9 protein-coding genes and 1 riboswitch are annotated in these 9,734 nt (G+C 34.0%); of the genes, 2 read left to right on the forward strand and 7 right to left on the reverse strand.

From position 1 onward, the window contains the following. Positions 1-6: 6 nt before the first annotated feature. The 4 genes from KI356_RS15645 to proC form a co-directional block, all read right to left on the reverse strand. Entirely contained in the window at positions 7-1,647 is a 1,641-nt protein-coding gene (locus KI356_RS15645) for a peptide ABC transporter substrate-binding protein (protein WP_128283223.1), read from the reverse strand. Positions 1,648-2,028: 381 nt separating this feature from the next. Next, entirely contained in the window at positions 2,029-3,669 is a 1,641-nt protein-coding gene (locus KI356_RS15650) for a peptide ABC transporter substrate-binding protein (RefSeq protein WP_212935847.1), read from the reverse strand. Positions 3,670-3,801: 132 nt separating this feature from the next. Beyond that, a riboswitch (SAM riboswitch) is annotated at positions 3,802-3,906 on the reverse strand. A 153-nt stretch (positions 3,907-4,059) separates the two neighbouring features. After that, positions 4,060-4,893 (reverse strand): glyoxal/methylglyoxal reductase, encoded by an 834-nt coding sequence (gene pgoN / locus KI356_RS15655; protein ID WP_212935848.1) that lies wholly within the window; start codon positions 4,891-4,893, stop codon positions 4,060-4,062. 1 nt (position 4,894) lies between these two features. Continuing rightward, complete coding sequence (gene proC, locus KI356_RS15660; protein WP_212935849.1) at positions 4,895-5,698, reverse strand: pyrroline-5-carboxylate reductase; 804 nt, start codon at positions 5,696-5,698, stop codon at positions 4,895-4,897. Between the two features lie 160 nt (positions 5,699-5,858). Here proC and KI356_RS15665 point away from each other — a divergent pair, with 160 nt between their 5' ends. Further along, positions 5,859-6,491 carry a collagen-like triple helix repeat-containing protein gene (locus tag KI356_RS15665; RefSeq protein ID WP_212935850.1) on the forward strand — a complete coding sequence of 211 codons (633 nt, stop codon included), beginning with the start codon at positions 5,859-5,861 and terminating at the stop codon, positions 6,489-6,491. A 179-nt stretch (positions 6,492-6,670) separates the two neighbouring features. Continuing rightward, positions 6,671-7,108: a hypothetical protein gene (locus KI356_RS15670; protein ID WP_128283228.1), complete on the forward strand. Its 438-nt coding sequence runs from the start codon at positions 6,671-6,673 to the stop codon at positions 7,106-7,108. On the opposite strand, the gene KI356_RS15675 is transcribed toward KI356_RS15670, so the two are convergent. From KI356_RS15675 to KI356_RS15685, 3 genes are all read right to left on the reverse strand, one after another. Beyond that, positions 7,099-7,476, reverse strand: coding sequence for a helix-turn-helix domain-containing protein (locus tag KI356_RS15675; RefSeq protein WP_212935851.1), 378 nt, complete (start codon positions 7,474-7,476; stop codon positions 7,099-7,101). The genes KI356_RS15670 and KI356_RS15675 overlap by 10 nt on opposite strands. Positions 7,477-7,623: 147 nt before the next feature. After that, positions 7,624-8,205, reverse strand: a complete 582-nt coding sequence (locus KI356_RS15680; protein WP_128283230.1) for a replication-relaxation family protein — start codon at positions 8,203-8,205, stop codon at positions 7,624-7,626. Between the two features lie 338 nt (positions 8,206-8,543). Continuing rightward, complete coding sequence (locus tag KI356_RS15685) at positions 8,544-9,395, reverse strand: GRP family sugar transporter (protein WP_002115415.1); 852 nt, start codon at positions 9,393-9,395, stop codon at positions 8,544-8,546. Between the last annotated feature and the right edge of the window lie 339 nt (positions 9,396-9,734).

Raw genomic sequence — 9,734 nt, forward strand, 5'->3', positions numbered from 1 at the left:
TACTTATTATTTTGCAACTTCTGTCCACTTGTAGTTAAATTCACCGCCGAAGTCAGTTGTTACAAGTCCTTTAATAAATCCGCGTTGTAAGTAAGAGCGGCCTTGTTGGTATAAAGGAGCGACAGCGCCATCTTGTAATAAGATTTTTTCAGCTTGTTTCATTGCTTCAAAGCGCGCTTTTTCATCACCAGCTAAATCAGTTTTTACTTTATGAATTAGCTCGTCGTAATCTTTGTTAGAGTATTTATCAAAGTTATAAGCACTATCTGTTGTAAATAAATCTAAGAATGTAATAGGATCCGCGAAGTCAGGGCCCCAGCCGTCAATTCCGATTTCATAATCACCACTTAATAGTAGTTTCAACTGTTGTTTACGTGGTTGCGGTTTTAAATTCACTGTTAATCCATCTAGATTCTTTTCTAGTTCACCTTTTAAATATTCGCCAGTCTTTTTAGCTAAAGCATTATCACTTGTTAATAGTTCAAGTGTTACTTTGTCAGTACCGAGTTCTTGCTTCGCTTTTTTCCAGTTTTCTTTCGCCAATTTCACATCATCTTTGACTAGATTTCCGTTTTCTTTACGGAAGTCGTTGCCTTCTGGACTTTTTGCGAATTTCGCAGGAACCATTCCTTCAGCTGGAATTGCACCGTTATTTAAAATTGTTTCTACGTATGCTTTTTTATTCATTGCTCCGTTAATAGCAAGGCGTGCATGTTGATTTTTTAATGTTGCACTTTTTTGATTTAGTCGTAAGAATTGAATACCAACTTCAGCGCGTTCTTTGAAGTTTGGATCGCCCTTATATTTATCAACAAACTCCGCAGTTAAAGCAACGCGATCAATTTGTCCTGAATCATATAAGTTAACTTCTGTAGACTTATCTTTAACGACATTGAAGTTAATTTCTTCTAATTTTACAGTTTTAGCATCCCAATAGTTAGGGTTCTTCTTTAACTGGAAGCTTTGTTCGTGTTTCCAGTTATCTAATGTGAAAGCACCGTTGTAAATTAAATGATTTGTTTCTAAACCGTATTTATCACCTTGAGATTTTAAGTAATCTTCATTAATTGGTAAGAATGTTGAGAATGTCGTTAAGTTTAAGAAGTAGGGAACAGGACGATCTAGTTGTACTTCTAAAGTTTTGTCATCAAGAGCCTTGACACCTAATTGATCAACGGGTAATTGTTTTTGATTTATTTGTTTCGCATTCTGTATGTCGAAGAATAAGAATGCATATTCAGCTGCTGTATCAGGATTTACGGCACGTTGCCAAGCGAAGACAAAGTCTTTTGCTGTAACAGGAGTACCGTTTGACCATTTCGAATCACGAAGATGGAATGTGTATTTTGTTTTATCGGGACTAATATCAACCGATTCAGCAACACCAGGAATAGGTTTATTATCTTCTCCGATTGCATATAAACCTTCAAAAACATTTCGCATTACGTTCATGGATTCCCCATCCGTTGCTTTTGCAACATCCATTGTTGGAATTTCTGAAGCAAATGATAAGTTAATTACTTGTTTATTATTTGCTTTATCATTTGCTTTCGCTCCGTTTGCATTATCTTTATTTCCCCCGCAAGCAGTTAGTAGTAGACTTGCCCCTAAAACAGATGCAACAACAGGTACAACTTTTTTCTTCATTGTTCGTTCCTCCCTAAATGTGTTGTTCGTAACGTCATAATGTCCATGTCTTGGAGTGTAGCTATAGAAGAGAAAACCTATTATGGATATGTGTATGTAGGTAGTCAGGTGTTCTATATGTATATACATGTTGAACTATAATCTATCGTTATATGTTTCAACGTAGTAGACATTATATTTTGATGGTTAAATATTTTGTTTCTTTGATTATTTAGAATATTAACACTGGAAAGAACTATATGTCAATAATAAAGATAGAATGTTAATTTCTTGAAATAATATATTGAAAAAGTAGATTCCCGTCTATTAAGGAACCTACTTTTAATGCATTTTGTGAAAAAATAATTAGTATGGTGGAATAACGTTGGTCAAAGTTACAATTTATTTTTCAATTTTTGCCCACTTGAAGTTTAATTGACCTGCAAAGTCTACTTGCACAATGCCTTTCACATACGAACGTTCTAAATAAGATTCTCCTTTTTGGTAAAGAGGAGCGATAACAGAGTCTTTAAATAATATTTTCTCGGATGCTAGTAATGCTTCCCAGCGAGCTTTTTCATCACCAGCTAAAGTTGTTTTCACTTTTGCTATTGTTTCATCAAACTCCTTATTAGAGTAATGATCTAAGTTATAAGGGTTATTCGTTGTAAATAGCTCAAGGAATGTAATTGGATCCGCAAAGTCAGGGCTCCAGCCATCAATTCCGATTTCGTAGTCACCTTTTAATAAAAGCGAAACTTGTTGCTTACGCGGTTGTGGTTTTATATTTACTGTTAAGCCATCTAAATTCTTTTCTAGTTGTCCTTTTAAGAATTCACCAGTTTTCTTCTCAAGGTCACTATCACTTGTTAATAATTCTAACGTTATTTTTTCAGATCCAAGTTCTTGTTTTGCCTTTTTCCATAATTCTTGTGCCGATTTTGTATCAACCTTTGTTAAATCGCCGTTTGCAACGCGGAAGTCTTTTCCGTCAGGTCCTTTCGCAAAGTTTTTTGGCACGAGACCAAAGGTTGGTGTAGAGCCATCATTTAATAACGTATTTACAAAGGATTTTCTATCGATTGTTTGATCGATTGCTTGTCGTGCAGAAACGTTTTGGAGTACTTTGTTTTGTTGATTCATACGTAAAAATTGTACGCCTACGTTCGGACGCTCTTTAAAGTTAGCATCTTTTTTATATTTATCAACGAAGTCAGATGTTAGTTTTATACGGTCTAATTGTTTAGATTCGAATAAATTTACTTCTGTCGATTTTTCTTTTACGACGTTAAAATTGATTTCTTCCAGTTTGACATTATCTTTATCCCAATAGGTAGGGTTTTTCTTGAATTTAAAGCTTTGTTCGTGCTTCCAATCGCTTAGTGTAAAAGCGCCGTTGTACAAAATTGTATTATCTTCTAAAGCGTACTTATCACCTTGTGCTTTAAAGAATTCTTCGTTAATTGGTAGAAATGTTGGGAACGCTGTTAAGCTAATAAAATACGGAACAGGACGCTCTAATTCTACTTCAAACGTATGGTCATCAACTGCTTTTACACCAAGTTGATCGGCTGGAAGTTCTTTATTGTTAATCTTTGTGGCATTTTTAATATCAAAGAATAAAAATGCATATTCAGAGGCTGTTGCTGGATCAACAGCTCTTTGCCAAGCGAAGACAAAATCTTTCGCTGTAACAGGAGCACCATTTGACCATTTTGAATCTCGTAAATGGAATGTGTATTTCGTTTTATCGCCACTTACTTCATGAGATTTTGCAACGCCAGGGACAGGTTTGTTACCTTCACCAAGGTTATACAAACCTTCAAATACGTTTCTCATTACTTGACCAGAATCAGTATCTGTAGCACGAGCTGTATCCATTGTTCGTATTTCAGTAGGTGAAGATAAGTTTAAAACCTGTTTACTAGGTGCCTCGTCTTTTGCATTTGCTCCGCTTGCTTCGTTTTTATAACTACCGCAACCAGTTAATAAAATACTTACTCCTACAACTGATGCGATACCGGGTACAAACTTCTTTTTCATTTGATTTTCCTCCTAAATAATTAAGTTTGGATGATGATGAGGGAAATGAAAAATAAAAAATCCCTCTTTTCATATTGAGAAAGAGGGATTTTTACGTACAAGTTATGCACCCGTATATAAACGAAGTCCCTCATTCTATCTTTCAAGCATAAAGCTTGCAGGAAGTGGCACAGTATTCAAAATGAACCTGTTGCCGAGGTTTCAAAGGGCCAGTCCCTCCACCTCTCTTGATACAATGAGTAAACGAATAAATTTTATTAATTTTTGTGTTTCTTTGATAATTCAAAATCTTACACCTTGGATAATGAAGTGTCAACCGAATGAAGTATAGTTTAAATTTTCAGTTTTTTTAAAATGAAAACCCCACTGCATATGGCAGTGGGGTTCTTACTAGAAGTTAAAGTTATCTGGATCTGGACCGACGCGATGATTTTCATTTAAAGCTTGAATTGCTTTCATATCATCCGAGCTTAATTCAAAGTCGAAGATGTTTGCATTTTCAATAATGCGTTGTTCTTTAATTGATTTAGGAATCGTTACAACTTCGTTTTGTAAATCCCAGCGTAAAATAACTTGTGCAGTCGATTTATTATATTTTGTAGCGATTTCTTGTAATGTTGGATTATCCAGTAGTTGCCCTTGCATTAATGGTGACCAAGCTTCAAGCTGGATGTTATATTCTTTACAGAAAGTGTGTAATTCTTCTTGTGCTAAGCGTGGATGGTATTCCACTTGGTTAACCATTGGCTTAATTTCAGCGATTTCAAATACGTCTTGCAAATGGTGAATATGGAAATTACTCACACCGATAGCACGAACACGGCCATCTTTATAAAGCTTTTCTAGTGCTTTCCATGATTCAGTATACTTTCCTTTGACAGGCCAATGTACTAAATATAAATCTAAATATTCTAGGCCTAATTTTTCTAAAGTAGTTTCAAATGCTTGAAGTGTTGATTCGTAACCTTGATCGCTATTCCATACTTTTGAAGTGATGAATAGCTCTTCGCGAGGAATACCGGATTCGCGAATTGCTTGACCAACGCCTTCTTCATTTTTATAGATTGCAGCTGTATCGATGCTACGGTATCCATTTTTAATAGCTGCTTTTACAGAATCGATTACTTCTGATCCGTCTTCTACTTTAAAAACACCTAAACCGAACCAAGGCATTTCCACGCCGTTATGTAATGTTGCGTAGTCGTTTAAACTTGTTACAGTCATATTAATTCCCCCTAGCTTTTTTATTGGTTGCTTCAACTGCTTGTTGAATGACTTCTGAAAAATTATTTTCATATAGAACTTTTAAGCCTTCAGCCGTTGAACCTCCTGGTGTTGTTACTTGTTCGCGGAGCATAGCTGGATCCTGATTTTGCTGGAGCATAGCGGCAGAGCCAGCAATCATTTGAATGACAAGGTGTTTTGCTGTTTCCTCATCAATTCCATAGCTTTTCGTTGCTTCAATTAACCCTTCAGCAAAGTGATAGAGAAAAGCAGGTGCACTACCAGTAACTGCAGTAAGTTGGTGAACTTCCTCTTCGGTACAAAACTGCGAGGTACCGATACCTTTTAAAAGAAGTTGTAACGTTTCATGATGTATATCATTTACGGAATTTCCCGTCGTATATAGGGAGATAGACTTTCCAATTCCAGCAGCTGTATTTGGCATAATCCAGGCAACAGGTGTCCCTTGAGGAAGTCTTTCTTCTAGATAAGATGGTCCGATTCCAGCAGCAACTGTCACGACAAATTGATCAGTTAGAAGAGGGGATAACTCCTGTAATAACTGTTCATGTGCAGCTGGTGGCATTGCTAAAACAATCGTATCAACGGATGTAATATGCTGCTTCCAATCTGTAGTGATGGACACATTATATTGCCCTTGTAATTGTTCTAACTTTTCTATGTTGCTTCGGTTGGAAACGATGATTTCTTCAATGTATTCTTTACTTGTTTTGAGTAATCCGGAAAATATAGCTTCTGCCATACGACCGGCACCAATAAATAAAATTCGATGTTTTTTAAGCATGTCCTTTATTCCTTTCTAGTAGAGATATGTTATAAAAAACGATACCATTTTTAAAAGTGAGTTGTAAAAGAAAAAGCCTAATTTTATTTGTATTTCGAACCTTTGTCCTTATTTTGTATAGGATATTGTGTACTAAATATATACAGAGGGGAAGTTAAAGATGAGAGAGGAATATTTTAACAAACGGAATATCCATTGTGACAAATTTATGCCTCCTATTGCATTACCATGTCCAATAGAAGTAATAGGCCCAACAGGTCCAACAGGAAAGCCTGGTCCAATGGGCCCAGCAGGAGTTGATGGGACTAATGGGAATTGCGGATGTGATTGCTGCGCCTTAGCTATACAGGAATATTTAAGGTGCATCCCACTGCAATCAAAGATTAATGTAGGAGTGAAAAACGTAACATCGTATAAAATAGATGGAGTAATTTTAGGCGAGATAAATGAATATATGATTAAAGTAAAAAAAGAAGGTTGTGAGTATGTCATTCCAATTTGTCATATAACGAGCGTATTTGAAAGGATGGAAATGACCGCAGTATCAATGAGTGAAGTAAAAGAAAATGATGAGTGTTTCAATTGTTGTGAAGGTGCAGTGGAAAAGTTTTTGAAAGCGGTTTCTGTTGCTGATTTTTATGTGGGAAATGATTGTTTTCAATGCGCTGAGATTGTAGAGGTCCGAAATGGGGGAGTTATAGTGAAAGTGAAAGAATTAGGTATGGGAATTATTTCTATTTGTGATGTTGTCGCAATCTCAAATATTGATAAACAAAGCAATTCATCTGTATAAAAAGATTTCTAAACATTCTGTTTATTTGTTGAGTTCATAAGAATAGGTATGTTATATTAAGGAGCCGGATTTTTTAACTAGCTCCTTAATTTGATTTTTTTTCAAAAATACAAATAATAACGAAAAAAACGACTTGTGCTTAAATATAATATAGTAAAATTAACATTTAGGAGGGTGTTATGGAGAAAGATATAGATTTGACTATTGTCCTTTGTAAGGTAATAAAAGTTTATAGGGAAATGTACGGGGAAATGATTTTTAAATTTCGAAGGAAAAATAATGATTTTATTTATACGGACATTGATCCCAGACTTTTAAAGCTGATCGGGCTAAAAAGAGAAGAATTTATCAACAAGTCTCCTAGAGGAATTTTTACTAGACGAGAGACTGTCGATAAGTTGCTCGATATGTATAGAGAAGCCTATGAAGGAACAAAAGTAATTTATTGCATATTAGATCCTATGAAGAACGTATATGTAATTTCTTTAAAAAGGAAAATGAAGAACAAGGCAGTTGAAGAAGTGTATGGTCGTTGTATCATAATTACAGCGGATGATAAATTATTGGATATGACCAAAGGGGTGATTGTTTTCGATTATTCAGAATTTTATGGTTGAATAGTTTTATTTTCAACTGCTTGTCGTAACTGACGAATAATATGAATAATGAATTCCATCTCATCTTCAGTTATAGATTTTCCATCTAGGGTAATATTGTATTTGATACTTAGTTCTTTTAAATCCATATCTAAATCTTGAAGAAATTCATTTTCATCTTTTTCTTTTTTTTCTTCATCCTCATCGCTTAAAAGATACCACATGTCTACATCATAAATATTTGCTATCCTTTTTAACAATGTTAAAGATGGTGTGTAAATACCCCGTTCAATTTTAGAAAGATTACTATAATCATAATTGAGTTTTTGGGCTAGACTTTTTAAGGTATCTCCATTTTTTTTACGGAGTTCTTTAATCTTACTGTTCATTTTTTTCCCACCTTAGAAAATTGCATACAATTTTATTCTACTCAAAAAAAATTGGAAAAGGCAAACTTTTTTGAGTTTTGGTTTAATAATCAAATATATATTTTTTTTGGTATGAAAGACCAATTTTAAAAATATATATATAGAAGTTTACTTTTGCAAATATGCTGACACAGAAGGTGTTTGTATAATGTTAAATTCGTTACATTGAATGGGATAATTTATTTTAGAAATAATCCATATGTAAGGGAATAGAGTGTTAGAACGAGAGACCCATCTTTTAGATTTATAATAATTTCTATAGTGTTCTAGCTTTTCTTCCATTATAGCAGAAGAATATCTGGAAATTTGAATTTCAACAAAAAATTCCTTTTTGTCCCATAACATATATATATCGGGTTGCATAAAAGTAGATCCATATCTTTTCTCTACTTCAAAAATAGTTGGTTGTTTGTATTTGCATACGTCTATATAAAAGTTTACAATCGCCAAATAATGGTTCAATTTTTGAGAGTTAGTTTTAATTAAAGAAGGTGTTGGAAAATAAACATAAGGTTGTAATGTAGTATTAGCTTCTATATAATTTTCGCGTCTTAGCCTTTTTAAAACAAAGTTTGTTGATGTAATTGGGTTTTTTAAATCTCTAAAAAAAATTTGAGCAATTTGATCACGGGACATACAGCGGAATAGGTGTAAAGCATTAATAATTTCTTTATCACGGCATGTGAGCAAAAATAAGCCCTCCTTTTGTTGTTTATAGTAGAAACAACATTTGGGACATATGTCATACTACAGTTTCTAAAGTGAAAACAAATGTAGGGGTTACTATTGTAAGTATATATAAGAGAGTATTGTACTATTCTTAGAAAACGCGAGAAAATATCATTAAATTAGAATTAATTGATTTAAATTTATATAGAAAAAAAGCTAACTATATAAATAGTTAGCTCTTAAGCAAGAAAGGTTTTGGAGTGAAAAAATGTCTTGTAATGTATAGTATGTTTGAAAGTGATTTCTGTGCATATGTACAGAAAAAAACACCCAATTAAAGAGAAATTGGGTGTTTGGTGTTATACTTTCGTCATACCAAGTAAGACAGCACCGCCGATAATTAAAACACTGCCTAGCGCAATAAAGATCAATTGACGTTTTGTTTTCTTTTCACCTAAGAAGACAATCGCACCGAATGTTGAGATAACGATTCCAGTTTGAGATAATGGGAAGCTTGTTGCTACTCCGACACGTGGTAATGAAAGAAGTAAGAATAAGTTTCCTGTTCCCCATAGTAAACCAGATAAAGCATTACGAATTGCATATTTGTTAAATGGTTTATGTTTAGATGTCAGTACAACTGCACCAACAAACATACCAACTGCCTGTGGTAAAATAGCAGACCAACCATCAATGTTATACCAACGAATAATAATTACATATACAAGATAACCGAAAGTAGAAACAATTAAAGTAAGAAGTCCCTTTTTCAATTGTCCTGGTGGCTGTGCATTTTCTTTATCATCTAGAGATGTGAATACTACACCAACTACGATTAATAGGATTGCAATCGTTCCCAGAACAATCGTTGTAGTAGTAGTCCACTCACGAAAAGCGATAACTCCGAAGATAGTAGTTGCAACAAGCTGCATACCAGTAGAAATAGTTACAGTAGTTGAAACGCCTAGTTTTTCAACTGTTTTTAATTGGTTTACTTGTCCTAAAGCCCAGAATAAACCTGAAATAAAGCCAACAATCAAGACTGTCATTGTTAAAGTTGGTTGAGTAAATACATACATAATTGTTGCGAAGAATAGAGCACCGATTGTCATACCTACCGTTTGGCTATATGCACCACCGCCCATTTTTACGCTTACTAATAAGATGTTTCCCCATGCGATTGCAGGAAGAAGCGCTAATAAAATGTCCATTACAAGACTCCCTTCGGTTTTCTATACCAATATAATTACATATCGTTCTAACGATCGGTAATGCCCCACTAATAGAGTAGAAGATTACCGATCGCTAAAACAGGATGAAGAATTTACGATATAAATGCGTTTTCATTTCTTCATTTTTTGAAACACTTTCATATAATAACAGGAAATTACCTATTTTAGAAAGTGAATTCAAATAAAATGTATATTTAAATAAGAGGTAAAATTCAGTTATTAATTAAATCATTTTATTTTTCGGGAAATAAAAAGCAACTTTTGTCGAAAGTTGCTTTAAGAAGTAGTAATTCTTTTATTAATGAGTTGAATACATAG

The organism is Bacillus hominis, from assembly GCF_018332515.1.
Classification (GTDB): domain Bacteria; phylum Bacillota; class Bacilli; order Bacillales; family Bacillaceae_G; genus Bacillus_A; species Bacillus_A hominis.